Consider the following 26,392-nt stretch of genomic DNA (forward strand, 5'->3'; position numbering starts at 1 on the left):
ATCACCCTAAATAAGACATCACGAGACCTGTTGCTACAGCGTTTCTTGGACCTTCGACTTTTCTTATATTTCCCCTACCTGCTATGATTTTATAGTTTGATAGCTCAGTCAAAATCATCTCCGGAATTTCAAAATCCAAAGCAGAACCTCCAACTAATACGACATTTGGTATTTGCCTTAAATTATTTCCCGGAGCAATTTTTGTTAAAGCTCTGAAAGCATTTTTTACAAAGACTTTATATTTTGCTTGCCTTCGTACGTAAATAATCTTTTCCATAGTCAAATCTTCTTTAAATATAGGAATCATATCATTTTCTTTTAAAATCACGATTCTTCCGTAAAATCGAGGATTTAAGGGTTTAGCAAAAAACTTTATCTCCCTATTTTCCATTCTTATGTGAAATAAACTTTCAACTTTTCCAATCGGGTTCTTTTTTATTTCTTCTGACAAATATCTATCATTTAATCCTAATTCTGAATCAATAAGCATTGTGACTAATTCTCCAGCACCTGCCATGTGTATAGATTTTACAATGCCTTTTTCATCAATCACAGCTGCATCTGTAGAGCCTCCACCAATATCCAGTATTGCAAGTGGTAACTTTGTACCTGGCGTTGTCAATGCACCTAATGCAGCCATCACAGCTTCCACTCCAGCTATTTTTACAAATACACCCAATTCTCTTTGGAGCTTTTCTGCAATCTCTATCATAGGAAGCGCATTCGTCTTTACCATAGCTGCCAATACAACTGCTTTCTCCATTGAAGTCTCACCAGCAAGCCCACCTTCTACTTTAACAGGAACGGTTGTGTCAACCGCAAAAATGTCTTTAATCTTTACCTTGTCTATTTTTTGACCGGTAATACTTGACATTTTGCTTTTTAGATTTTTTATCATGTTTCCAACATTTGTATTTTTTTCGCCTTCTACATCATCAATTGTTCCAACTTCCTCAACTGATTCCATTATAGCTTCAGCTCCAGAATCAACACTTACTTTTGATGACATTGTTGAACCAATGATTAAGAGGTTTCCCGCCGGAATTATCCTCTCTTTTACTTGTCCTTTTGGCGTTTTTATAACCACTGCCGACTTTTTCCCAATCAAACTTTTCGAAATCGGTATGACGTACTTTGTCTCTTCTGGAGTAAGATCAAATATTGTTGCGATACCATAAGGATTTGATAGCGTGCTTATGGACTTGCCTTCCGGTGCTACCTCTACAGCCGCTACAACTCCTAATGGAATCTTCTCTATCTGTCTTACTTCGTCCACAATTGGTATAGTCTTTTTTAGTCTGTTGTTGATTAAAACTGCTTCATCATTTTGAACTATAGCAGCTTTTACATCAATATCGTTTTCAAATGACATGTTTATGATTCTTGAAGCTTCTTCATATCCAATTTCCTTAGGTATCACCACAATGTAACTTTTTTTTTTCGCAGCATCAGGTAAATCCTTTATATGTATTATCTCTCCTACTCCAAGTCCGACACCTCCCGGTGTGGATGGATTATGACCTATCATAGTGGAGCCTGTGATAACAGTTTCCGTTATTGTCTCCATAGCAGCACCACAGACAACTGGAGCAGCTTCATTTATTCTAATAAGGCTTAAATCACTGATATTTTTATCAATTTTTTTTAAAGCCTCAGTCAATCCATTAATAACCCCTGTCACATTGTCTACAGTGCCTTTTACACCTGTCGTTGCTGTCAAGGAACTGCTTAAAAATTCTAATGTATTGTCATCTTTAATAGCGGCTATACATACCTCTGTTGTAGAATTGCCAATATCAACACCTGCTATGAGTTTCATCTGAAAAGCCCCTTTAAGTTCTCAAAATGTTTCTTTTTTCATATACTTCCGCGGCCTCAAGTATCAAGTTAGCACAGTTAATGGCATTATATTTATCTCTTAATTCATAGGCAAGATTTATAAGCTCTTCCTTTGTTGATCTAAACGGCCTTAAGCTCTCATATATTTCCAGAATCTTTTCATCTGGAACATCTGTAAGCTCCGATGCCCTTGTAAAATTCTCTTTCATCTGGTGTCTGCCGTATTTTTCTGCAATTTTCCCTTGCATTAGAAGTACTTCTTTTGAAATCTTAATATCGTCAGGTTTTACGTTTCCCATCATTACATTTTCAATATTTATTTCATTTAAATGTTTACCTGTTTTTGTCACCAATTTATCAAAATCACTTTTTGACAACGGATATTCGTCCATCTTCATCATCCCTACATTACAAATCTACCGCCAATTCAATTGATTGAGCATTTTTCAATATTCTTTCTGTCTCTTTTATATGCATTATTGCAGCTTTCACCTGATATTTAGGCCTTACCATGTAATCATTTTGAATTAATATAGGTTTTACCATCATGCCTTTGGCATATCTTGCTGCATTTTTGCCTATTTCCCTGTATAATTCTAAATTTAACAGTGGAGCTTGTGGAAATAGCTCTAGATTGCTTAAAGGATATAGATCTTTTTGATGAATCACTGTCGTACCTTTTGACTGTAAGCCTATACCTATTCCTGACCCACTCAACAAAGCAGCTTCTTTACCTATAAACGCAACATCAGATGTCTTTAGAACTCTTACAATCCTAGGAACCATACCTTCTTCTTCGATACCTGCAATTATTTCTTTTATTACATCTTTATGATCAAGTCCATTTATAGTCTTTTTTATATGCTTTCCAAATGCAGGCCCAATACCTATAACGACTTCCTTTATATTCTTACCCTTATGAGCAACTCCATTTTCGATAAAATACGAAGGCAGGTCATCAGTTTTATGTTTCTTATTTATTTCTTCTATAACACGTTTAGTTATTTCTTCTAATAAATCTTCATCCACGTACATTTTTTCACCATCTTTACAAATTGTCAGGATTAATGGTGTAAGGAATATTCTTTATCTCTTCCCATCTATCTTTGTCAATCCTATATCCTGTCCCAGGTCCTAAGTAATCATTGGGACAATTTATGGCGCTTATAACATTAAAATCCTCGTCAAGAATAGCTGATGTCTGCAGATAGTCTCCAGATATGCGCTGTTTTAACATATTTAAAATATTTCCTGCTATATCCTCATGTCCAGATCTATATAAAGCTTTCACAATGTCAATGCCTGTAATCCCTCTTTTCATCATTTCATCGATTGATTCAAGGTCAGACAAAACATCTCTTTCAGGCATATCCTTACTGCCATGGGCATATGCTGCTGCTTCTACTTCTTCATCTGTAACTACTCCAAGATTTAACTCTCTAAAAACGTCTTGCAAAGCTTTAGCAGCTTTTCTCCTGACTGCTATTACATCCTCTTCTTTTACAGGCTTTAAGCCTCCATCCACCATCAAATCTCTTTGCAGTACGTTGTAATCGTCAAAGTCTTCTGCATCAAAATTAGAACCAGCAAACATGTTGTCGTAATTAGGTGTTCCACTGTATCCTGAAAATATGAAGTCCGTACCGGGTAAAAACTGCATCATAGTCCTTGCTGTCCTTCTTATGTCTGAATGTGTAAAAGTCTGATCATTACCCGATGCTACCTCTAAATCAAGCATAGATGCTATAAGGTTTTCAGCCAGCACTGCTCTTATACCTGAAGGAACTGAACTGGTTATGCCTATACAGCTTATTGCACCGTTTTGAAGCCCCTGTACTCCTGCACCCTTTGTAACCATGATACATCTAATTTCCAGGTACAGCATTGACTTACCTTCTGCATTTCCCATAAGAACTTCTGAACCTGTTCCAGATGTAAACCTCATTTTCAATCCTCTTGACGCATAAGCAGAAGCGAGAAAAGCTTTCGAGTAAGGTGTATCGTCACCATCTATAAAAACACTTTCAGTACCATAAACAGATATAGTCTCAGCGTACGTAGTAAATCCTCTCATGCCTAATTCAAGCTCCGTCGCCTCTTCAACAGCACACTGAGTAAGCACACCTCTTTTTAATGCTTGAGATCCTATCAATAATGCTATTGCGTTAAAAGGAGCATATTTTGTGACTCCGACGGTGGTCTCTTCTTCCCTAAAGCCTCTTAAGGCACATTCGGCAGCATCTGCTGCAATCTGTACAGGATTATCTTTAAGATTTGTGATATGTGCTTGATTAGCTGGTATTTTTCTTGCTCGCATTTTCTGCATAGCCATCATCATTTCCACGACATTAAGATGATTTACGACTTCCATTATTTTAGCGGGTGTGAGCCCTGACACAATCTTTATGATGGTCTTCCTTTCTACATTTATATCAACAAGCATTCTGGCTATATCAAGTGAATTCATTTTCATTGATTTTTCAGCTTGTCTTATGTTAATAGTGTGATCAGCTATAAATATATCTATAAAGTCAAAATCCTCTCTTCTTTTTCCATCCATCTCTACTATCTTATCATTTTCAATCTTTATTGATGGCTTAGGATCATTGGGACTAGATATTGCTATAAAGCCTTTCTCTGGCCATTCATTTATAAATCCATCCTGATTAACAGGTCTTTTGCTGAGAACCTCAAATCGCTTAGAATGTTTCATAGAGAATTCCTCTTTTTATTCGAAATGTGTTTTTAATTGTATTTCAATTGTTCTAATACTTTCTTAGTAATAACATTCACAAGTTCAGAAATGTCACCGTCATCATTCGATTTTGAAGAATTTGTGCTGCATCCCAATGTGCTACACAAATCGCCTGGATGTCTTCCTTTTAGACCAAACTTTCTTCTGATCTCATAAAGCTTTTCTACTTGGCTATCTGATAACTCTTTTGGACCACCTAGAAGTGTAGAAATAAATGTCAACTTTGCGTAAAATTCAAGTGATTCCATCTTGTAATATGCACTGATCAAGTCAGGACCGTACGTCAACGCACCGTGATTTTCTAAAAGCAGCGCATCGTAATTTTGTAAATATTTAGAAACTGCATCTGGCAACTCTTCAGTGGATGGTGTTCCATACTCAGCTATCGGCACGCACCCTAAAGATATGACAGCTTCAGGCATTATCGGCTTTGTAAGTGGAATGCCGACAATCGCAAACCCTGTGCCAAACGGCGGATGTGCATGTATAACCGACTTAACATCCGGTCTTTCTCTGTAAACTCTAAGATGCATTTTTATTTCTGTAGACGGTTTATAATCTCCTGATGATTTTAATACTTCGCCGTTTAAATTAATATTCAATAGCATGTCTGGAGTCATGAAACCTTTACTTACACCGGTCGGTGTTGTAATTATTTCATTTTCACCGATTCTTACAGTGATATTTCCATCATTCGCTGCCACAAATCCATTCATGTAAATCCTTTTTCCTATTTCGCAAATCTGTTTTTTTACCTCATATTCAGAATACACTTTTTGCCCTCCTTTAAATAAAGTTAATTTTTATTGAATTTATTTTGATTTATGTCTGTTTTATTTTGTTTATCTTTATTATATCACGAATTCGTGAAATGTCAATTATAAAATTTCATTTAAAAAAAATATCTCACAAAATGTGAGATACAACTAACAATAGATTAAATCAATATTGTGTTTTTTCAAGAATTCTTCCCATTCTAAAGACAGCTTTCTATCGGTAAATAGATAATCAATTTTATCTAAGTCAAACATCTTGACAAACGATGACTTGTCAAATTTGTTGTGATCAAGAAGCAAAAATACCTTTTCTGCCGAGTTGGCCATGGCTTTTTTTATTTCAGCTTCCATTTCGTTCGACTCCGTAATACCATTTGTCATATCAAATCCTTTTGATGATATTATGGCTTTATCTACACAGAAATTTTTTATCATATCTTCCGCAAAATTTCCGATCAACGACATGGAATTCTGTTTTAATACTCCTCCTGTTGAGATTACTTTGCAGTCTTTCGCATTTGCCAACTCTAATATTATCTTTTCCGAATTTGTTATGACAGTAAGCTTTTTCTTAAATTTTATCTGCTTTGCTACCTGAAGAACTGTAGAGCTTGAATCAAGCAAGAGAGTGTCACCATCTTCAATGTATTCAGCAACTTTCATACTTATGGCCTGTTTGCTTTCTATATTCGTTATTTCCCTTATATTTAGGGGAATATCCGCACTTGAATTTTCATTTATAACCGCTCCACCATAAGTCCTCTTTAAAAGTCCTTCTGCTTCAAGTTTCTCCAAGTCCCTCCTTATTGTCTCCTCTGTCACATTAAACAGCTTACTCAGCTCCGGCACTAAAACGCTTTGGTTTTCCTGTATAAGCCTCATTATCCTCTTCCTTCGTTCTATTGCAAGCATACACTTTCCTCCAGTTTTTAAATTTTAATTAAATTATATACTAAAAGTCAACAATAAACAACATATTGTCAAATAACACAATAGAAAATAAATAAAAGCATGATAAAAACATCGATTTTTTGCATAAAAATAAGGCGGATTTAAAAACCACCTTTGCATATACCACAGCTTATTAACTTTTTTAATGCTGAATTAATTTTTTTACCTCATCTTTGCTAAGCTCAGTGATGTCTGCTACTTTATCAACGTCCATACCTTCCTTTAATAATTTTCTTGCTATTGAAATTTTTTCTTGTTGTGCCCCTTTTTCTATACCTTTTTCTATACCTTTTTCGATTCCCTTCTCAATACCTTTTTGCATACCTTTTTCGATTATCATTTTGTACGTTTCAGATTCTTCAATCCTAAACATCCTTATCACCTCCGAAAAAACTCTCTCAATAACTTCTTTTTTATAAATTATGCCCGATAATATTTCTGCCTTAAAAACTATGTCTTTCTTTTTGTTTATGTCTAATGGAATATCTTTTATAGCTTCAACACATCTTTCTAGATATTTTTCTCCTTCTTCTTTCCTTCTATTTTGATCCATCAATGGTAGAAGCGAATACAAGTCATAATAGTCTGTTCCTACAACATCAGTATATTTTATGTCACTGACATTTATTATCCTGTATTTATAGTTTAATGTATTTTGTTCTCCAAAGTTATAATTTAAGCTATTTTTCATTTTTACATTGTCTTTGCCTATATAAACGACTATCTGATATGGTAAGAGATTATGCTTTTCCATTATCTCCAGGGAATATCTCAGCATCCTGTAAGGCATCTTTTCGTCATTTTCTGATTGAAATTCTATGTGTACAGCGACATTTCCTTTGTCTGTGGTACATTTGAATATCATGTCGCTGTCTCTTCGTTCTACTCTTGCAAATTCTATATTAAGTTCATCAATCTTTGTGTATTGTAGTCCTAAAAAATAACTCATTATGTCATCTGCCATATCAGAAAAAATATTTTTCATCGTTATATCGTATTTTTGCGCCATTTTTCTTCCTTCCATTCCTCTTCATCTTATATTTATTATACCATATGCAGCTATAGAAAACCAGTTTTTGTACACACTAAATATACTAAAAATCAACAATAAACAACATATTATCAAATAACACAATAGAAAATAAATAAAAGCATGATAAAAACATCGATTTTTTGCATAAAAATAAGGCGGTTTTAAAGACCACCTTTGCATATGCATCTCTGCTATTTTAAGGAATGCATAATTTCCGTTTTATTAATTACAACATCACTCATTGTAAATCCGTCCCCTTTTTAATATTTTATCAATTATTTCAACTTAAATATGCGATATCAATATCACTATCGCTTCTAAAGATGCCATTTACAGCCGAACCAAACAGATATATTACATACGGCTTTACTTTATTTATAAGAAAATTCTTTATTACATTGACTTGTTCGTCGTTAATATTCATCGTCATCACCACCATTCATCATGATACACATGACATTATTATCAATTCTCCACATATGGCAACGTAGAATTTGCGTATGGAAGAACAAGTACCTTGGGATCGTGATATTTTTTAATAGCTTCATCAAGTGCATCCTGCGGAGTCTTTGCGTATTTAAAGAATATCTTTTCAGTGAAACTGCGGTCAAAAGATGATATGAGGTAGATATCAGCCCTTTTTAATACTTCGCAGATTACAGCGGCTTTATGTGCTCCAAGCCTAAATTCTTCTTTTATCCATTTCAATGGCTCATCTACAGATGATGAGTTTACCATCCAGTCTGAAAAAAGCTTCTCTCCAAGCCCTTCTCTGCATTCCGCCACTAATATTATAGTACCGCCGTCTTTTACAGAATATTGGGCGTTGTCAAGCCCTTTTTGAGCTTGATAAAGGTTAATGTCTTTTGGGTATCCTCCGCAAGATGCTACGACAATATCGGCTTTTTCTGGTATAACTCTTTTGTACATCTTATCGATGTATTTAGCGCCTTCTCTGTGAGCTTTTACGGGATCCCCTGATACCACTTTCACTATCTCCTTGTGGCTATTTAAGACTGCATTGACTATGAAATCTACACCTGCCAGCTTGCCTCCTTCTTCGATATCCTCTCTCATTGGATTTCCATCAATTTTGCCTGGCATCGCTCCTTCTGAAAACATGAGGACGTGGTTTTTTTCTATTGTATTTTTGCTGCAAACACCTGGAAGCAGCGCTTTATGTCCGCCGCTGTACCCTGCTTTATAGTGAAGCTCTAAGTTGCCTGTAGCTATGATGAAATCTGCATTGTACACTTCACGAAAGATTTCTACAGGCGTACCTCTTTTTGTAGTGCCAACGTACACGCAGTCATTTATATCATGGTCGATGCACTTTATCCTATTAAACACTGCTTCACCAACAAGTGTCCTCTTTTCATCATCTGTATGTTTCCTGTGGTATCCAAGCCCAAAAACGATTTTTATGCTGTCATCGCTTATGCCTGCCTTGTTTAATTCATCAATTATAGGCGGTATCAAAATGTGAGATGGAGATGGTCGTGTTATATCACTGGCAAGTATGACGACATCTTTCTTGCCTTTAACCAAATCCGATAAAGGCGCTTTACCAATCGGGTTTACAAGCGATCTTAATACTTCCGCCATAGGGTCTTCAACGCCAGGCAAATCCTCAGGATAAAGCACTGTACACATATTTTCATCTATTCTTATGTCTACCGCACCTTTCCCGTATTTTAATGAAACATCCTTATATCCCATCGCAAACCTTCCTTTACAATTTATATTTACCTAAGCCTTAATCCTGTCATATCGTACAATGTGTCATTTATTTTTTTGATGATTTCATCTGTGACATCGCCATCTATTGATATGCCAATCGTCATGTCGTCTAAATACACGCTTGGATTTTTCTTGAGCTTAACTCCCATTTCTCCAAATACTCTCTTTGCAATATTTATGACTTCTATCTGATTGCATCCATTTCCTACTAAGATCGGCCAACCAGTCCTCTTTATAAGCTCGTCTATTTTTTCTGTATACCTTTCACCGACTGCTTTAGATATAAATGATAGCTCAATATATCTTACGCCATTTAATGTCTTTATGCTCTTTTTATAGGGCTTATGTGGCAAATCCTTAAATGCCTCATCTATGATCTTAAGTGCTTCATTCTGCTCCAGTTTGTCAGAACCTGTATCAACAACAGCAATTGTATCAACTGGCACGTCTTGCCCATTAACGTTAAGCTTAAGTCCCGTCTCATTGTAAAATTTATCTTTTACTTCCTCAATATTTCCAATTTCTCCGTCGATCTTTACAGATACTAATTTGTCGGCCGCTTTATAAGAAACTTTGTTAATAGTAACATTTGGCATAAGCTTATATATAACGTCATTTATGGCTGATGTGTTTATATTCTCGTTTAATTCAACTGTCCATCCTGTCCTCTCCTCAAATTCTTTAAATAAATCTGAATACTTATTTTTAGCTACATCTGGAAAATCAAAGTACAAAATAGCTATCTTCTCATCAAATCTGGCACCCTTTTTGTATAGTCCTGACTCTCTACTAAAGTATTCATCAACTAATGAAAGCATCTTGTTCACTTCCATAGGGCCTTCATCTTCTTCTGACTTCAGTTCTTCTTCTGATACAGGGTGATACAAAAACATTCTCCTTTTGTCAGGCTGAAAGTACACTGAGTTATTTAGTAAATCTTTTAAAGCATCAGTATCTTCCACACAGCCCCAGATTTCAGCTATATCTTCTACAGATAATGCAGCATCTGTACCGATTTCATCCAACACAAATCTCCAAAGCTTTTCTATATTGCCTTCGTTTAAAGTTTCTCCCATGTTCATTGAAGGATATGGTTCTCTTTTAAGCTGCTTTCGCGGATTTTGTATATCAATATCGTACACATCACCATTCTGTGGCACGTATACATCTGTATTTATATCCTTCTGTATCTCTTTACCTAAAAAATTTATCGTGTCTGGATCGCCATGGATCAAAAATACCTTTTTAGGATGAAGGATATTGGCAAGTGACAGTATCTCGCTCATGTCAGCATGTGCTGAAAGTCCAAACTTGTCAACTGCACATTTTATTGGTATTTCTTTATCCGCCAATTTAAGCTTTTTATCATCGTCTTTTTCATCCGTAAGCTCCAAAAGCTTTCTTCCAGGTGACTCCTCGTCTTGATACCCTGTTATAGCTATCAGATTTTTTTCATCTCCTGCCAGTTTTTCAGCATACCACTGGCTGGGACCGCCTGTAAGCATTCCTGAACTTGATACTATCACGCATGGCTCTTTTATGATTTCTTCCCTCATTTCTGATTTGTCAACTGGCATTATATTGTCATCAAAAAATATTTCTCCGCCTTTAAAAATCTTCTTAGCTAAGCTTTCCCTTAGGTAGTTTGGATTTAATTTATAAATCCTGCATATGTCTTTCACCATGCCATCAACGTACACTTTTGTTTCTATCATTCCTTTATTTATGGCTTTTTTAAGTATGAGTATTATTTCCTGCGCTCTCCCCAGTGCAAAAGCAGGTATCAACACTTTTCCACCATTTTTAATTACATATCCTATCTTCTCAACAAGCCTTGATTCTTCTAATTCTCTATTTGCATGAAGCTTATCGCCATACGTAGATTCAAAGAAAGCTACATCAGGTCTTAATTTTGGTATTGACGCACCCTCTATCGTATTTTGCCTAAATCTTGAGAAGTCACCTGAGTAAAAAAAGCTTCCCTCATTTCCAACTATGTATGTTGATGCTGCACCTGCTATATGTCCAGCGCTGTAGAAAGTCACCTTTAAATCAGAATCTAAAAAAGGTGAAAATGTATGACCCGGTGTATGGCATATTATCCTGTTTAGCATTTCCTTTACATGTATCTCGGCATAAGCGGGTATCTCCGCTTCTCTTTCCATTATCTTTAAGCTGTCGTACAAGAGTACCCTTGTCAAATCTTTTGCAGCATGTGTCATGTATATCTTGGCATCAGGGTAGATCCTTGATAATATAGGCAATGCGCCAATGTGATCCATATGAGCATGGCTTATCAATATCACATCTACTCCGCCATTTTCCTGAATAAGCTGAAAATCAGGAAGATTGTCCTTACCTGATGCCATCCTTATTCCACAATCTAATAAAATATTTTTCCCATCTATATTTACCAAATAGCACGATGCACCTACTTCGCTTGCTCCACCGCAAAAATAAAATTTCATGTGTATCCCCTTTACTTGACTTTATTTATAAGCTTACCTATTCCTTCAATTTCAATTGTGACCACATCACCCGGCTTTATCGGCCCTACTCCAGATGGAGTCCCTGTAAGTATTACATCGCCAGGATTTAACGTCATCACATGTGATATGAATGATACAAGCTTAGGTACATTAAATATAAGGTGCTTTGTGTTGCTGTGCTGCTTTAATACACCATTTACGTATGTTTTTATCTCTAAGTTTGATGGATCTAAATCTGTCTCAATCCATGGTCCTATAGGCAAAAACGTGTCAAATGATTTTGCCCTCGTCCATTGCCCGTCTTTTGACTGCAGATCTCTGGCTGTGACATCATTTGCAATCGTATATCCAAGAACGTAATCTAATGCATCACCTTCTGAAACATCCTTTGCTGTCTTTTTTATAACGACAGCTAATTCTCCTTCATAGTCAACCCTCTCTGACATTTTAGGAATTACTATGTAATCATCAGGTCCTATCACTGCAGTAGCAGGTTTTATAAACAATGTAGGCTCATCAGGGCGCTTGTCTCCCATCTCCTCAATGTGGTCTCCATAATTTAAACCAACGCATACAGCCTTTGTCATCTCGCATGGCGGCAAAAGCTTCACGTCGTCAATCTTTAAACTTTTCATCAAACCTCCATCTATTGTAAAAATATTTTCACCATCTACTACTCCATACTTCTTTCCTTCATCGTCTATTCTCACAATTCTCATATTCACCGCTCCTTTTTTATCTTTTATAGATATTTTAGCATAATATACAACACGTGTAAAAATGTTTTAGCAGTTTAAAGTAAAAAATTTTATTGACACATAGATATTTTTGTTGTATTATTATTACAATAATTTGAGTGAAAGACGATGAAAGAGGAAAGTAGGTATGCAGAGGATTATAGAGAGTCCGGGATGGTGGAAGCCGGATATCTTAAGCATATTGAAGTTCCCTCTTAAGTTGCGATCTGAAACTAAAGTAGGTGATGCCGGAGTCTTCTACCGTTAAAAAGAAGGGAGTATGATTGTACTCTTAGAGTGAACCTTTCATGGTTAATAAAGGTGGTACCGCGGAAAATCTCCGTCCTTTGGGATGAGAGATTTTTTTTATAAGATAATATGTTAAAAGGGGTTGATTTGATGGTCATTATAATGAAAGAAAACGCCACAGAAGAAAATATAAAAACCGTCTGCGAATACGTAAATAAATTCAATCTATCAACACATGTAGTAAATGGTGCTGAAAGGTCCATAATCGGCGTCATCGGAAATGTGGAAATACTTGAAGATAAGCCTATATCCTCGATGGAAGGCGTGTACGACGTCGTCAGGATTTCTTCTCCGTATAAGCTTGTATCAAGGTCTGCAAAGCCTGACAGCACTGTGGTAAAAGTCAAAGATGTAGACATCGGCGGAGGCAGTTTTGTCATGATGGCAGGACCATGTGCTGTAGAAAGCTATGAGCAAATGCTTGAAGCTGCCAAAGCAGTCAAGAAATCTGGTGCAAAAGTCTTAAGAGGTGGTGCATACAAGCCAAGATCATCACCATATTCTTTCCAAGGATTAGAAGAGGAAGGACTTAAGATACTAAATGCTGTCGGACGGGAAACAGGCATGGTCACTATCACAGAGATCGTCAGCAGCTCTCACATAGAGAAAGTATCGCAATACGCAGATATACTGCAAGTTGGTTCAAGAAACATGCAGAATTTCGAGCTTCTAAAAGAGATAGGCAAGTCAAACATGCCAGTTCTATTGAAACGGGGCTTATCGTCAACTATAGAAGAATGGCTTAATGCAGCGGAATACATCATGAAAGAAGGAAATCCAAATGTCATACTTTGCGAAAGAGGCATACGCACATTTGAGACGTACACCAGAAATACTCTTGATTTAAATGCTGTCGCTGCAGTAAAAAATTTATCCCACCTTCCTGTAATAGTGGATCCAAGCCACGGCACAGGCAGGCGTGACCTTATAGCGCCACTATCAAGGGCTGCTGTAGCAGTAGGCGCAGACGGACTTATCATAGAAGTGCACCCACATCCAGACATGGCACTTTCAGACGGCGGGCAGTCACTTACGCCTGAAGAATTTGACAAAGTTTCAAAAGAAGTAAATAAAATTCTTTTGGCTTTAAAAGGCTAAGACTAAAGCTGGATTATCATACGATAGCCCAGCTTTTTTTATCGGCATACATTATTCCATTTTCATTAAGATATTTTTTTGCATCATCTTCAAAACCATTAAGCGAATAATATATAAAGTAACCTTTTATGCCTAAAGTCTTCATATCTTCTACCGTTTTTACAAACTTCTCAGTATCACTTTTGCTAATAGACCTCTCCCAGCTTTTTACCTCTATGAAAAGGTCTTTTCCTTCTTCATAGCTTTTTGCCCAAATATCTACTTCGTGTTCTCGCCCGCCTTCCAACATAACCTTGTATGGCTTTACTTCTTGATATCTTGCAAATTCAGCTCCTTGTACCGGATTATATACTTTGTCCTTGAGCATTACATTTTCTTTTTTATATTGTTCAAATTTTAGGTACTTCATCAATACGTATTCTAATATATGCCCTTTATAATATTTTTCCCTGCCTTTTAAGCTCTTTATCTCTTTTTGCAATGACTCTATCTCCATAAGCTGCTTTTCCCGTTCTTCATCTAATATTTTCTCTAGCGGAAAATTATCTATTTCTTCCTCGTATTTGTATCTAAAAACTTTATAAAATATGTCATCTGTCATTCCTTTATACCTTATGCTTGTGCTTCCTTCACTTATGAGATCTCCCTTTAATAGCATTTGTAGTTTGTTCTCGGCTTCCCTGTCATCGTACGGTAAATTACACTTAGCTATTATCTCCTGCCGCGTCCACTCTTTTTCTCTATTTTTTGATAAAAACAGGACTATTTTTTTGGCATTTTTATCATTTACTGTGCTTAATGTGCGGCTTATATACTCCATCCATGTTCCGTATATGCTGCCACGCCTTAATTCAAAATCAAGTGTTTTAATAAGTCCATCAACAGTAGTTAAATCTTTATCTTTGTATATGCTTCGTATTATAGCACTTATATAAAATGGATCTGAATTTACTAATTTGTTTAGATATAGAGCTACATCGTCTGACACAGGAACCCCTGTTATTATGCTGTAATTGTATATTGCTTCAAGTCCTTCTTCCTCTTTTAAATTATTAAGCTCTGTTTCTATAAATCTTCCTGGCAATTGACCTCTTATTATGTTCTTAAGCCAGCTTACCCAGCTTCCTGTTACAAGCATTGGCGCTACTTTTGATTCTGCCAATGATAAATATGATCCTGCAAGGTCATTAGCTACTCTTGTTCTTCCCATATCCCAGTATATTTCGCTATTAATAAACTGAAATTCATCGATTATTTGAACTATGTAATCACCTGTCACGCTTGCGATTCTATGCGGTGCCGATTGAGCATTATTCCAAATCGTATCAACCATGTCTTTATCTTTTAATGCATCTTTAAATAGTTTTATGTTATCAGAAACAGCTTTATATCCATTTTTCGATGCGATTTCATTTAATTCATCAAGGCTTTTTATTGTACGGCATAAGTTTACATCTCTTAGTTTAAAACCCAGATATTGTGATATGAAAGACGCATAAAAGTTTAAAGCAAAGTCAACGATCCATTTGCTGCCTTCTTTTACTTCGAAGTAAAACGGCACTAAAGGACCATTTTTTGTGTATATAATATTGTAAAGCCTTTCCACAAGCGCTGTTTTCCCTTTTTTTCTTCTTGATAGCAGTGCTGTTGATCTTGATAATTTCACAGGTATTTCGTCTGCCCATCTTTCAAAATAAGACAGCTCCTCCTTTCTTCCAGTAAATAAATCAGGCTGTCCTATTCTTTCTTCAATTGCGTATATCAATTTATTATCATCCATTATAGCACCACCTTGTAATTGGTATCTCCTATTATGAGTATACCGCAACAAACAGTAATTAACAACAAACTTTTACAATGACTTTAAATACCTACAATCGAATATCTTTTTAAGCTTTTTCCTATACGATTGTTGCAAGTGAAATCGGCATATATTAGTATTTCTCAATTTAGAGCTAAAAACATTTCTACTCTACTAATAGTAGCAGGAATATCATGACAAACTTGAATTCGCAAGTGATAATTCTATTATCCATAAATGAAAAGCATAAAAAATAAATAGCAGCTAAAACATTTCTTTTAGTATTTTGCGAGCACTTACCAAAGAAAAACTGATTTTAGCTGCACTTTATATCAATACATATTAGGAAAACCCAATTGTTTTAAAGCTTCATAGACTACAATTGCCACAGAATTTGACAAATTTAAAGATCTTTCCGCCTTTACCTCGTTCATAGGTATCCTTATGCAATCATCTTCGTACTTCTCTCTAAGCCACTGAGGAAGGCCTGCTGATTCTTTCCCGAAAAGGATGTAAGACTCATCTTCGTACTTTACTTCGTGATAAAAGTGTTTGCCTTTTGTGGTAGCTAAATAATATTTACAGCCTTTCGTAGACTCTAAAAATTCCTCTAAGTTTTCGTACACCTTTAAGTCAAGGTATGGCCAATAGTCAAGTCCAGATCTTTTTAAATACTTCTCACTTAAAGAAAAACCAAGCGGTTTTACTAAGTGAAGCTTAGATCCTGTAAGGACACAAGTCCTTGCTATATTACCTGTATTTTGCGGTATCTCCGGCTCAACCAATACTACATTTATGGGCATTTGCATTCCTCCAGTTTATTTAAAGAACTTCCTTGGTATGTACTTCCACATGGCTTCTATCATCTTATCATTAGGTTCAAAGTAGAGAATAGTCCTTTTGCCGGCATTTTCAAAGACAGCGAAGTACACATCAGGTGATGTCATTGAACTTACCGCTTCCACCTTGTTTGGTATCTTTCTGTACTCATCTGAATACTTGTCGCTTGACACCTTTGCTACGATTTCAAAGTCTTTGCAGTCAACACTTAAAAGTCTTTTCCTTCTGCTTTCAGCTACTATCCTATCTACATCCAGCTCACCGTTGGTATATGCGTACTCGTATTCAACGTTTTGCGATTTAATAACGTAGTAGGCAAAAAAAGGTATTGCAACGATAAAAAAGATGAGAAATCCCTTCACAAAAGGTATAAGAGGTACTATGAAAAAAACAATTACCAATGAAGCTAAAATAAGTCCTATAGCTTTCAGCATGTCCTTAGATGTCTTTTGTTTTTTTACAAGTTTTTCAATAAATATATCCACAAAATCAACTCCCAGCTTACTTATACTTTTATAATAAATTTATTTTATCAAAATTGCAACATCATTATTTATACCATGAGGTATTTCCACTTTCCCTGCTTGAATCTGTATGTGTACATGAAAGAACGAACAACAAAGTCAAAGCATATTCCTATCCATATGCCATATATGCCCATGCCCATCCACTTGCCTAAAGCGTATCCTATGGCAATCCTAAAAAGCCAAAGCCCTATAAATGCCGTCACAACTATATACACCAGATCTCCCGCTGCTCTTAAAACGCCAGACAATACATTCATTATAGCCAACATCGGTTCGATTGCAGCAAATATCCTTATGACTACAGCACCCATCCTTATGACTTCAGGATCTGTAGAATAAAGTGCGGCAAGTTGACGTGCAAATATAAACATGATGACTCCTATGACTGTTATTATCCGCACCGCTATTTTATTTGACAGTTTCCCGTACGTCTCCGCCAGCATCATCTTTCTAGCCCCCAAGCTTCTTCCAACCAAAGAAGTAGCTGCCAGTTGAAATCCGAATATAGGCATAAATGCAAGGCCATTGGCATTCATGCCTATTTGGTACACTGCAATAGACGCAGTACCCATTGTAGAAACTATAACCTGCATTATTAAAAATCCGCCTTGCATTATAAGCTGCTCTAAGGACGCAGGGACGCCAACCTTCACAATCCTCAACATCATAGGAAAATTAAGCTTCACTCCGTCTTTTATGCTTAAATTGATCCTTCTCTTTCCAAAGTAAAGAACATAAAGCTGTATAAAACCACCTATAACCCTGGCTATAGTGACAGACATAGCAGAACCTTTTACTCCAAAAGCAGGTATAAGCTGGTGTCCGCCGATATTTACGCCAAACACCGTAAGAGAGTTTAAGATGAGGCTTATCAAGTTTATGGTAGCCGTAATGTACATGGGCGTCCTTGTATCACCTGCACCCCTTAGTGCACCGCCTAATACAATATCTATTATCACAAATGGCATGCCCAAAAGAATGATCTTGTAATACATAAGCCCCAGCTCAAATACATCTTTTGCTACAGAACCAAAAAACAATTTTATCAGCGGGACAGCAAAGATATATCCGAAAACGGTAAACAAAATAAAAATGATTATGCACATTACAAGCGCCTGCATTACAGCAAGCTTTGCATTGTCATCGTCATTTTCTCCTATTAGCCTTGCAACGATTACCGTGCACCCTGTTGACAGCCCTGCAAAGATAGATTGAAAGAAAAACACCAAAGTATTTATCATGCCTACTGCCGCTATAGCAGCTGTGCTTATGTGGCCCACAAATATGGTTGACACCATACCGACCATCATTATAAGCATTTGTTCAGTTATAGAAGGCCATGCCAGCTCTAATATTTCCTTCTGAAGACTAAATCGCTGTTCAGCTTTCTCCATTTTGACCCCCCTATATATCGCTTCCTCTTTTTACAAAATGTCCTCCAAGTTTTTTATTCACATCATATAATATCTTGTCGATCTTTAAATTTCTCTTGACATCCAAATCAAAAAGTGACAACTGCTTTATCTTTGTTGCACTTAAGTTTGACACAGAAAGCCCTATAAGCCTTACAGGCTGCGTCATTTTAGCCTCTTTAAATATGGCCTCGGCAACAGAATAAATATCATCTGACGAATCTATGTATTCATTTAATGTGCGGCTTCTTGTATGAAGTGTGAAATTTGAGGTCTTTATCTTTACAGTTACAGTCCTGCAGTAAAGTCTCTCACCCTTAAGCTCTGATGATACTATGTCAGCAAATCCTCTTAAATACTTTAAAAGCAAGTCTGCATCGCTGGTGTCTTTTTTTAGCGTCGTCTCTTTCCCTATTGATTTCGTTTCCCTGTACGTTTCAACAGGTCTTGAATCAATTCCTCTTATCCTGTCGTATATCTCTTTGCCGTACTTCCCAAATATATTCGTAAGCTCATCTTGGCTTAATTTTAGCAAATCATCCACTTTCTCTACGCCTATTTTTTTAAGCCTTTCAGAAGATTTTTTCCCAATACCGTAAACTTTCGACACGCTTAAAGGCCTCAATATATCAGGCACCATATCTTCAGTTATGATCATGAGTCCATCAGGTTTATTCCAATCCGACGCAATCTTGGCAAGAAATTTGTTGTATGAAACGCCTGCAGACACAGTAAGCCCTGTCACCATGTGCACTTTCTCTTTTATTTCCTTGGCAATATCTTCTGGATTTTTGTCGATATCAGTCACATCCAGGTATGCTTCATCAATCGACAGCGGCTCCACAATATCAGTAACTTCATATAAAATATCAAATACTTTTTCAGACACCTCTCTGTACCGCTGAAATCTTACTGGCAAAAAAATACCGTGTGGACATAAAGTCTTCGCCATGTACATAGGCATAGCTGAATGAACACCATATTTTCTCGCTTCATAAGAGCATGTAGATACAACACCTCTACCAGATAGCCCACCTACTATGACAGGTTTTCCTCTAAGTTTTGGATTGTCATGTTGCTCAATAGAGGCAAAAAAAGCATCCATATCAACATGGATTATCTTGCGCATCATTTTTTATCCCTCATAACTGAATTACTAAAATATATTATAGCACAGCATCTTGTTTACAGCAAAAATGGAATATACTATAAAAAAAGATAGATAGAATATGTTTTGAGAAGCTGTGCAGCAATACTGATTTAAAAGGCAAAGTAGCTTTTGTTGGAGATGGGATAATGTTCCCGCTTTAACAAGAGCAGACATCGGAATTGCAATGGGAAGAATCGGCACTGGTGCAGCTATAGAAGAATCAGACGTGGTGCTGATGGCAAACTAACCTCACAAATTGGTTGATGCAATAAAAATAGCAGCAAGTCTTGCTGCTTTTATGCATTTACGTATTCGTCGTAAACCATCTTTGATATTTTCCCTATGGCCATTTTCCCATCAAGATTCGTATTCATGTTGTTTGTCATCACGCTTATTATGTAGTCACAATCTTTTAAAAACACTATCCCTACATCATGCTCTAATGACTTAAGTTCCCCAGGCTTATGAGCAATCAATACATCATCTGGCAAGTACATATCAAGCCTGCCTAAATCTTGCTGCTTCTTTAAGATTTCTATCATCTTGATGCTGTACTCCTCATCTACAACTTTTCCAGAGTACATCTGCTCTAAAAGGCGTGTCATATCCTTTGGACATGTATAATTGTCTTTCCCAGATTTTATAGCTTCAAAATCCATCATCTTTCTCTGGATTTTAGTATGAAACAAACCTAAATCCTCTGCCATCTTATTTATGTTTTTCATATCTGCTATATCGATCAAAACATTTGCGGCAGTGTTGTCACTTATAATGATCATCAATGTTATAAGTTCTTCTATAGTGAATTTGTGCTTGCTATTTAACTGGTACAAAACCCCGCTGCCTGCAGTTTTCATAAAGTCAGATAAAACGATATTGTCAGTCAGTCTTATGTACCCTTCTTTAGCCATCTTATATATCTGTGCCATGATAAGTATTTTTATCGTGCTGGCAGATGGAAACATCATTTCTTCATTTACGCCTATCATTTCTCCAGTCTTCAGATTTTTTACAGAAACACCTATGTCTCCACCAGCATTACTGACGAAATTCATTATGTCATCATGTAAACTCATAATTAAGCACTTCCTTTTCTCATAATTCCGTACGTCTTAATAGTATCACTTTTGAAGAAAAAATCCAGTACCTATTTAAAGGCAAAAAAATCAGGTGTATTAAACACCCAATTTTATTTACTCACTTATCATATATACCATACTTAAGCATGTTTATGCAACTTTTTAAATCATCAATGATTTTATCTTTATCTGCAATAAGTCTGTCAATGTCGTGATTATACATCTTTATATAATTGTTGCCAATCGCTTCAATAGAAGTCATGATAAAGCTTAAGGACCTATTAATATCTACATCTTTTCGAAATCGCGACAAATCTAAATTTTCCATAAATTTCTTCATGACTTCACTGCTTATTCTCTCATATCTTTTCAATATGTCATCTTTTATTTCTTCTGGCGAATCATAAATAGATACTGTCAAAAATCTGTACTCCAAGGGCTTTCTGTAATACAATCTGAATTTAACCATTGTCCAGCTCATGAGCCTGTCAAATATATCTGAAGACGAATCATCTATGAATTCATAAAAAGCAGCAACAAACTCATCTACAATGCGATCAAAAAGATACAAAAATAAATTCTTTTTGCTCTTAAAGTAGTGGAAAAGAAGGCCTTTTGATATTCCAGCATTCTTGACAATTTCATTTGTAGAAGCCCTCATATAGCCTTTTTCGGAAAACTCTCTTAGGCTTGCTTCAATTATCCTGTTTCTCTTTTCATCGCTTAGATTTTCAAAGCTTTCGTACAAAAAGATCCCTTCCTAAAACTATATTTTCAAATCCCTCTTTTGATAGAAAACATAAGTCCCGCCAATACAAAATACCACAATCAAAGCAGATATTACAACGTATATTATCTCAAATCCTTTTCCATTCATCAAATTCTTTGCGTCAAAATACTTAAAAGGCGTAAGGTACTTTAAGCGAGAAAGATGACTGTATATATCTATGGCAAGAGATAAAATATACGTTGCCAGCATCACACCTATAGTAATAGGCGAAGACAATCTAGGGTTTTTTAAAAAACCTGAAAAATACAATCCCAATGAAACATATATAAGCTGCAGTGCAAATACCCCCAACATCAATTTTAACACATCACCGCTAATGTTTTCACCCTTGCTGTAGTATCCCACAAAGTACAAAGACGAAATGAAAGTAACAGCATTGAAAATGATTATATTTGTAAGCGCAGCAAAAAGCTTTGACGTAATAACATTTGCTCTCGGCACAGGTTTTGACATCAAAAATTCCGCAGTCTTATCATCTTCCTCTTTAGAAAGTATATTAGAGCCAATCAGTGAAGCGTGCAAAGCAGCCATCAATACGATGTATATAAACATGGCGCCGTAAAAACCTATAGCCTTCGATAAGTCAAAATTTCCACTGCCAAACATGGATTTTAGCGCGTCAGGCATCTTTGAAATCATATCGTTAAGAGATTGACCAGATATAGACGAGCTGGCAGCGTACTTTCCCATCGACGAAGCTACAACGGCAATCATCACCAAACACCATATAAGCAATGACTTAACGCTGGATTTCATCTCTTTAATGTAAATATTCACCCATATCCCCCCTTACATTGCATAGATGTCTCTTTTTTGGAAAAAGACATAGCTTAAAAAAATCGACACAACGACTATAATCAAAGATATGATGGAAAAATGAACGTCGTAGGAAGAATTCTTCATGATGTAGTTTAAATCGAAATATTTAAAAGGCGTCAAATATTTCATGTTGTCGTCGTTTAAAATAGCCTGAATCATGCCAATTACATAAAATGCAAATACCACTCCTAAAGATATAGAAGTTGTAGACTTGATCTTCTTCACAACTGATGACAACAAAACCCCCAGCGATAAAAATATCATCTCTACAAACAAAAGTGTGACAGAAATCATGAAAAAGAGTTTGATGTTAAAGGGCTCTTTTACCACTGATTTTGCCATGATAAATGCAGATAAAAAGTAAACGGCATCTGTAATCAGAAGTATGACAATGGATGACAAAATCTTTGACGTCAAAATAGATCCTCGCTTTACAGGCTTTGTCATGAGAAAATCAGCCGTTTTAAGCTTAATCTCCTTTGATATTGCAGCAACACCGTAATTCATGGCTTGTATAGCACCTAAAAGCACCACATAAGAAAATACATAAGAATAATAGCCTAAAAACTCAATTATGTCGTCTATGGAAATGCCAAAAGCCTTCCTCACGGCCACAGGATAGCCTTCTAATACATCCTTAAACAAAGACGCATTCTTGTAAAACGTAGGATACATGGAAAGTAAAAAAACTGCCACAAAAGCTAATGATATAGACCATACGGCTAAAGACTTTGTTTTTGATTTCAACTCGTACAAAAATACGTTCATATTGACACCCCCTTAAGTGTAGTAGTGCATGAAGATTTCTTCTAAACTGGGCTCTTCAATGGCAATATCTGATATGCTTATCTCCGCTATCTTCTTCGTTATATTGTTTATATCACCTTTAAATAAAAAGCTGACTATCCTGTCTTTTACCTGAAGATCGCTTACACCATCCATATTAAAATACTCAGTCTTTAAAGGAGCGTTTGCCTCAACGTAAACTTTCTTATAGCTATTTTCCCTCAATGTGCTTATCTTCTCAAGGCTCACTATTTTACCTTCCTTTATGATAGCCACCCTATCGCACAATTTCTGGACTTCGCTTAGTATATGGGATGAAAATAAAATTGTAACACCTTTCTTGTTTTCCTCTTTTAAAAGATTGAAAAATCTTTGCTGCATAAGTGGGTCAAGTCCGCTTGTCGGCTCATCTAATATAAGCAGTTTAGGCTCATGCAAAAGCCCCTGGACTATGCCTATTTTCTTTCTGTTGCCATATGAAAGGTCGTCGATCCTTTTGTCCGAATCCAAATCCATAAGTTCGGAAAGCTCTTTTATCCTCTTGCTGCAGTCCTTTTTATAAAAACTTGCAGAATACTTTAAAAGGTCTATCACCTTCATGTTGTCGTAGTAGAATACTTCTGATGGCAGATATCCTATATCCTTTTTTATATCTGGGCCGTACTTTATGCAGTCCTTGCCAAAAATCTTGGCACTGCCAGATGTGGGATAAATAAGTGATAAAAGTATCCTTATTGTGGTGGATTTCCCTGCTCCATTAGGCCCTATAAAGCCGAAGATTTCACCTTCTTCCACATCAAAGCTTACATCGATTATGCCTCTCGATTTCCCGTAATACTTGGTCAAGTTATTAACTTCAATGATTTTCATAAAAGCGCCTCCTTTTGACCATTTGGTCAATTTACAATTTGATTATAACTCTAATTGACCATGTAGTCAATTCACTTTTAAAAAATAAAAGGGATTTTAAAAGTACAGGGATTTTAAAAATTCCTCTTGAAAATATGGGTTATTGGAAAGTTCAATGTACTTAACCTTATCTCTTATCGCTTTAGATTTCTCAAGCATCTCATCAGAAAGAAGCGCAAAAGATGCTCCTAACCCTGCTGCGTTCCCTATCTGAACTGCCTTTTCTTTTAATCCCTTTGGTATAAGCCCTATTTCTGCAGCGCTTTCTACGCTTATGTAACTGCCAAACCCTCCTGCTAAGTAAACTTTTTTTATATCTTTTTCAACAATATTCATCTCTTTCATAAGAATATTGATTCCAGCCTGTATGGCTCCCTTTGCCAATTGTACCTGCCTTATATCCTTTTGTGTAAGGTATATGCCACCTGCCTCGTCTATTAAAAATGATGGCATATGGTCATATTGCACAATGCGATCTAAAAACTTTTTGCCAACTACGCTTGTCACTTCACCTTTATCCAATATCCTTCCAGTGGTATCAATTATCCCATGCTTAAAAAGTTCTGCCACCACATCGACGATACCTGAACCGCATATACCTTTTGCTGCCTTTCCTCCAATTGTAGTAAATACGGGATCTCTTTCAAAATCCACATGATCTATAGCCCCTTCTACACCACTTAATCCGAAAGTAATGCCAGCTCCTTCAAAAGCAGGCCCTGCAGCGGCAGAACAAGATATGAGAAAGTCTTTATTTCCCAACACTATCTCGCCATTTGTGCCTATATCTACCAGCAAAATGATATCATCGCTTTCACTGATGCGGCTTGAAAGTACAGCCGCCACCGTATCCGCTCCAACGTATGAAGCGACCATAGGAAGCGTCACAACGTATCCTTCTTTGTTTATATCTATTCCTAAATCTCTCGACTTTACCTCAATCGATGACGTAAACGAAGGTATATAAGGCGAATTAGCGATATTCTTAGCAGGTACTCCTAAAGCCAAGTGGACCATGACGGTATTGCCAACCATCACTATTTCATATATATTTTCATTTGAAATTCCTTGTCTTTCACAAAAATAATCTACTATCCTATTGATTTCTTCAATTATAGCCACATGCAATCTATAAAGTCCATCTTCTTTAGCGATTGTATAATTTATCCTCGATATGACATCAGCGCCATAAGATCTTTGTGGATTTACACCTGAAAAAACGTCTATCATTTTACCTGTATCAATGTCGTACAAATATGCAGCGATTGTAGTAGTGCCTATATCCAAAGATACGCCGTATAAACTACCAACAAAGTCAGCGCCTTCAACGGATATGACCTCATTCCTTCTCAATACGCAAATGGCATTGTAACCATTTTTCTCTAAGACGCCTGGAAGCCCCTTTAATACACTTAGTGGAATTTTTGCGTCAAATCCTAATGCACCGCATATCCTCTTAAAATCATCTCTCTGGTCATCCAGTGTAGGCATATCAAGCTTTATGCGGATTTTTTTAACTCTCGGGTTTACATTGCCAACTTCAAATAGACCCATGCTTCCAGTCAAGACTGATATTTTTCCTTCATCTAAAACTGTAATAGAAAGATCTCTATCAACATTTACAAAGCATGAAAGCCTTACACCTTTTTTAAGCTCTTCATCACTTAAATTTTTCATCTCGTCGGAAGTCACAGGAAGTTTTTCACTTACTATGACTTTACACTTTCCGCAGGTATGATAACCGCCACAAGAATTAGGCACTGGCACACCGTTTTCTATCAATGTTTTAAAAAGGTTTGAACCATCTTCTGCTAAAATTTCCTTGTATTCATCTTTGTATTTAACTTTCAGTGTGTGATGTATATTTTTCTCATTGCGGTAAATACACTGAAAAAAATCGCATTTGCTGCAATTGTGATGCGAAAATGACGACTTTATGCCTTTGCCAACGCCTAATACAAAGGACAGAGATTTTACAGGATGCATCATGTTATTTTCGTCCAGTATGACACCTATTTTTGACGCATCGAGATTTTTAAAAATGAGCTTCTGTGATGCTATATCCCACTTGTCATCACCGGGGAATATCATCTCAGTCACTTCAAACCCCTCTTTTAATGCATCATTTGCCACATCACTGTAAAACTTCTCGCAAAGCTTATCTAATGCTGCATTTCCAACGGCATCGTATATCATCCCATCCATATACTTTCCATCGTCAAAAAATCTTGATGATGCATTTTCAATGCCGTCTTTAATTGTGACAACAGCCATGACGACATATTCTGCACTTTTTAATCTTTCTACTATGTGCTTTTCATTTATCGTATCACCGCTTAGAAACCTTATGGCATCATTTTCATGGTCGTACTCAAAAGAAACCCTGTCAAAGCAAACTAAAGGCTCAATGAGATCATAAGCATCATGTATAGCATTCCTGATTTTGTCCAATAAACCTTTATAAGGCTCAGAATCTTTATATCCCAAATACCTTAAAACAGACTTCTCATCTATCTCTATTTCATAAGACCTTATATCCATCTTCTCCTCCT

23 protein-coding genes and 1 other annotated feature are annotated in these 26,392 nt (G+C 36.3%); of the genes, 1 reads left to right on the forward strand and 22 read right to left on the reverse strand.

Annotated features, from left to right (window positions below; genetic code table 11):
- Nucleotide 1 precedes the first annotated feature (1 nt).
- The 11 genes from THEXY_RS10630 to THEXY_RS10680 form a co-directional block, all read right to left on the reverse strand.
- The gene (locus THEXY_RS10630) at nt 2-1,819 is read right to left on the reverse strand and encodes a diol dehydratase reactivase subunit alpha (protein WP_013788838.1); all 1,818 of its coding nucleotides are present in this window, start codon (nt 1,817-1,819) and stop codon (nt 2-4) included.
- A gap of 13 nt (nt 1,820-1,832) precedes the next feature.
- Complete coding sequence (locus tag THEXY_RS10635) at nt 1,833-2,231, reverse strand: diol dehydratase small subunit (RefSeq protein ID WP_013788839.1); 399 nt, start codon at nt 2,229-2,231, stop codon at nt 1,833-1,835.
- A gap of 16 nt (nt 2,232-2,247) precedes the next feature.
- On the reverse strand, nt 2,248-2,874 hold the full coding sequence (locus tag THEXY_RS10640) for a propanediol/glycerol family dehydratase medium subunit (RefSeq protein WP_013788840.1): 627 nt from the start codon (nt 2,872-2,874) through the stop codon (nt 2,248-2,250).
- A 13-nt stretch (nt 2,875-2,887) separates the two neighbouring features.
- Nucleotides 2,888-4,552 (reverse strand): propanediol/glycerol family dehydratase large subunit, encoded by a 1,665-nt coding sequence (locus THEXY_RS10645; RefSeq protein WP_013788841.1) that lies wholly within the window; start codon nt 4,550-4,552, stop codon nt 2,888-2,890.
- A 32-nt stretch (nt 4,553-4,584) separates the two neighbouring features.
- Complete coding sequence (locus tag THEXY_RS10650) at nt 4,585-5,367, reverse strand: class II aldolase/adducin family protein (protein WP_013788842.1); 783 nt, start codon at nt 5,365-5,367, stop codon at nt 4,585-4,587.
- Nucleotides 5,368-5,520: 153 nt separating this feature from the next.
- Nucleotides 5,521-6,282 carry a DeoR/GlpR family DNA-binding transcription regulator gene (locus THEXY_RS10655; protein WP_013788843.1) on the reverse strand — a complete coding sequence of 254 codons (762 nt, stop codon included), beginning with the start codon at nt 6,280-6,282 and terminating at the stop codon, nt 5,521-5,523.
- Nucleotides 6,283-6,463: 181 nt separating this feature from the next.
- Nucleotides 6,464-7,330: an Rpn family recombination-promoting nuclease/putative transposase gene (locus THEXY_RS10660; protein WP_013788844.1), complete on the reverse strand. Its 867-nt coding sequence runs from the start codon at nt 7,328-7,330 to the stop codon at nt 6,464-6,466.
- Nucleotides 7,331-7,634: 304 nt separating this feature from the next.
- Nucleotides 7,635-7,778, reverse strand: a complete 144-nt coding sequence (locus THEXY_RS12430) for a nucleotidyltransferase domain-containing protein (protein WP_013788845.1) — start codon at nt 7,776-7,778, stop codon at nt 7,635-7,637.
- A gap of 41 nt (nt 7,779-7,819) precedes the next feature.
- Complete coding sequence (larAH6, locus tag THEXY_RS10670; RefSeq protein WP_013788846.1) at nt 7,820-9,073, reverse strand: nickel-dependent malate racemase, LarAH6 family; 1,254 nt, start codon at nt 9,071-9,073, stop codon at nt 7,820-7,822.
- Nucleotides 9,074-9,099: 26 nt separating this feature from the next.
- Nucleotides 9,100-11,562 (reverse strand): MBL fold metallo-hydrolase, encoded by a 2,463-nt coding sequence (locus THEXY_RS10675; protein ID WP_013788847.1) that lies wholly within the window; start codon nt 11,560-11,562, stop codon nt 9,100-9,102.
- An 11-nt stretch (nt 11,563-11,573) separates the two neighbouring features.
- Nucleotides 11,574-12,302, reverse strand: coding sequence for a fumarylacetoacetate hydrolase family protein (locus THEXY_RS10680; protein ID WP_013788848.1), 729 nt, complete (start codon nt 12,300-12,302; stop codon nt 11,574-11,576).
- A gap of 138 nt (nt 12,303-12,440) precedes the next feature.
- Nucleotides 12,441-12,671 (forward strand) — a binding site (T-box leader).
- A gap of 48 nt (nt 12,672-12,719) precedes the next feature.
- On the opposite strand from THEXY_RS10680, the gene aroF reads away from it, so the two are divergent.
- Nucleotides 12,720-13,727, forward strand: coding sequence for a 3-deoxy-7-phosphoheptulonate synthase (gene aroF, locus THEXY_RS10685; RefSeq protein ID WP_013788850.1), 1,008 nt, complete (start codon nt 12,720-12,722; stop codon nt 13,725-13,727).
- 16 nt (nt 13,728-13,743) lie between these two features.
- Here aroF and THEXY_RS10690 read toward each other — a convergent pair whose 3' ends face one another.
- From THEXY_RS10690 to THEXY_RS10740, 11 genes are all read right to left on the reverse strand, one after another.
- Nucleotides 13,744-15,507 carry a restriction endonuclease gene (locus THEXY_RS10690; RefSeq protein ID WP_013788851.1) on the reverse strand — a complete coding sequence of 588 codons (1,764 nt, stop codon included), beginning with the start codon at nt 15,505-15,507 and terminating at the stop codon, nt 13,744-13,746.
- 353 nt (nt 15,508-15,860) lie between these two features.
- Nucleotides 15,861-16,331, reverse strand: coding sequence for a tRNA (uridine(34)/cytosine(34)/5-carboxymethylaminomethyluridine(34)-2'-O)-methyltransferase TrmL (trmL, locus tag THEXY_RS10695; RefSeq protein ID WP_013788852.1), 471 nt, complete (start codon nt 16,329-16,331; stop codon nt 15,861-15,863).
- Nucleotides 16,332-16,346: 15 nt separating this feature from the next.
- A complete protein-coding gene (locus THEXY_RS10700; protein WP_013788853.1) occupies nt 16,347-16,853 on the reverse strand; it encodes a DUF6106 family protein in 507 nt (168 codons plus the stop codon).
- Nucleotides 16,854-16,921: 68 nt separating this feature from the next.
- On the reverse strand, nt 16,922-18,289 hold the full coding sequence (locus THEXY_RS10705) for an MATE family efflux transporter (protein ID WP_013788854.1): 1,368 nt from the start codon (nt 18,287-18,289) through the stop codon (nt 16,922-16,924).
- Between the two features lie 10 nt (nt 18,290-18,299).
- Entirely contained in the window at nt 18,300-19,439 is a 1,140-nt protein-coding gene (locus THEXY_RS10710; protein WP_013788855.1) for a DNA polymerase IV, read from the reverse strand.
- Nucleotides 19,440-19,753: 314 nt separating this feature from the next.
- A complete protein-coding gene (locus THEXY_RS10715) occupies nt 19,754-20,533 on the reverse strand; it encodes a serine hydrolase (RefSeq protein ID WP_013788856.1) in 780 nt (259 codons plus the stop codon).
- 121 nt (nt 20,534-20,654) lie between these two features.
- Entirely contained in the window at nt 20,655-21,284 is a 630-nt protein-coding gene (locus THEXY_RS10720) for a TetR/AcrR family transcriptional regulator (protein ID WP_013788857.1), read from the reverse strand.
- 18 nt (nt 21,285-21,302) lie between these two features.
- Nucleotides 21,303-22,103, reverse strand: coding sequence for an ABC transporter permease subunit (locus THEXY_RS10725; RefSeq protein ID WP_013788858.1), 801 nt, complete (start codon nt 22,101-22,103; stop codon nt 21,303-21,305).
- Nucleotides 22,104-22,115: 12 nt separating this feature from the next.
- A complete protein-coding gene (locus tag THEXY_RS10730) occupies nt 22,116-22,913 on the reverse strand; it encodes an ABC transporter permease subunit (protein WP_013788859.1) in 798 nt (265 codons plus the stop codon).
- Nucleotides 22,914-22,925: 12 nt separating this feature from the next.
- Entirely contained in the window at nt 22,926-23,801 is an 876-nt protein-coding gene (locus tag THEXY_RS10735) for an ABC transporter ATP-binding protein (protein ID WP_013788860.1), read from the reverse strand.
- A 96-nt stretch (nt 23,802-23,897) separates the two neighbouring features.
- A complete protein-coding gene (locus tag THEXY_RS10740; RefSeq protein WP_013788861.1) occupies nt 23,898-26,381 on the reverse strand; it encodes an ASKHA domain-containing protein in 2,484 nt (827 codons plus the stop codon).
- Nucleotides 26,382-26,392 lie beyond the last annotated feature (11 nt).

The organism is Thermoanaerobacterium xylanolyticum LX-11 (assembly GCF_000189775.2).
GTDB classification, from domain to species: domain Bacteria; phylum Bacillota; class Thermoanaerobacteria; order Thermoanaerobacterales; family Thermoanaerobacteraceae; genus Thermoanaerobacterium; species Thermoanaerobacterium thermosulfurigenes.